Below are 1,091 nucleotides of genomic sequence, written 5' to 3'. Positions count from 1 at the left end.
CTAGCTGTACTCGGCAGAGACGTTGTTGACGGTTCTGCTGCGAGAAGGGAGGACCTCCGGGCTTAGTGGAGATATCTGACGTCTCTACTGACACGGAGGTCCTCATGTCCCACGCTAATGCCCGTTTGACCGTTCATGGCCGCGCGTTGCTGGTTGAGCGGATTATCGACGGCGGCCGCCCGGTAGCCCACGTCGCCGCGGAGTTGGGTGTGTCGCGCCAGTGTGCGCATCGGTGGGTGCGCCGATTCCGCGACGAAGGGATCGTGGGTTTAGTTGATCGGTCTTCGCGACCGCGACGGTGCCCATGTCGTACGCCAGCCGAAACGGAAACACGAGTGATCGCGTTGCGCCGCACCGCGCGGCGCGGCCAGGACTGGATCGGCGCGGAGTTGAAGGTGCCGGCCCGCACGGTCAGCGCGATCCTGCGTCGGCGTCAGATGCCTTACCTGCGCGAGTGTGATCCGCTGACCGGCGAGGTGATCCGGGCGTCGAAGACTACCGCCCTACGGTATGAGCGCGCTCGTCCTGGCGAACTGATTCATATGGACGTCAAGAAAATTGGGCGTATCCCCGATGGTGGCGGCTGGAAGGCTCACGGTCGGCACAGGGGTGACACCGCCGCCCACAAAAAAGCCCGTATCGGATTCGACTACATCCACTCGGCTGTCGATGACCATTCCCGGCTGGCATATTCAGAGATCCTGCCCGACGAGAAGGGCCCAACGTGTGGACATTTTCTGGCCCGCGCCGCTGACTATTTCGCCGCTCACGGCATCGCCGCGATCGAGCAGGTGATCACCGACAATCACTTCAGCTACCGCCGCTCAGCTGACGTAGCGCACATCATCACCGCCCTCGGCGCCAAGCACATCTTCATCAAACCGCATTGTCCTTGGCAAAACGGCAAGGTTGAGCGCTACAACCGAACCCTGCAAATCGAGTGGGCCTACCGACAGGTCTTTACCACCAACGAAGCCCGTAGTGCAGCCCTTGCGCCCTGGCTCGAGCACTACAACAATCAACGACGCCACTCAGCCATCGGAGGCAAACCCCCGATCACCAGAGTGTCACCAACGTCCTAGCTGAGTACA

General features: G+C 61.6%; 1 protein-coding gene. It reads left to right on the top strand.

Features of this window, described 5'->3' with window-relative positions; translation table 11 throughout:
- Nucleotides 1–104: 104 nt before the first annotated feature.
- A complete protein-coding gene (locus tag BST11_RS26815; RefSeq protein WP_083141171.1) occupies nt 105–1,082 on the top strand; it encodes an IS481 family transposase in 978 nt (325 codons plus the stop codon).
- Nucleotides 1,083–1,091: the final 9 nt, after the last annotated feature.

The sequence above is a fragment of the Mycobacterium alsense genome (genome assembly GCF_002086635.1).
GTDB lineage: Bacteria > Actinomycetota > Actinomycetes > Mycobacteriales > Mycobacteriaceae > Mycobacterium > Mycobacterium alsense.
Note: the sequence above shows the minus strand (reverse complement) of the source record. Positions and strands in the feature narration are given on the sequence as shown.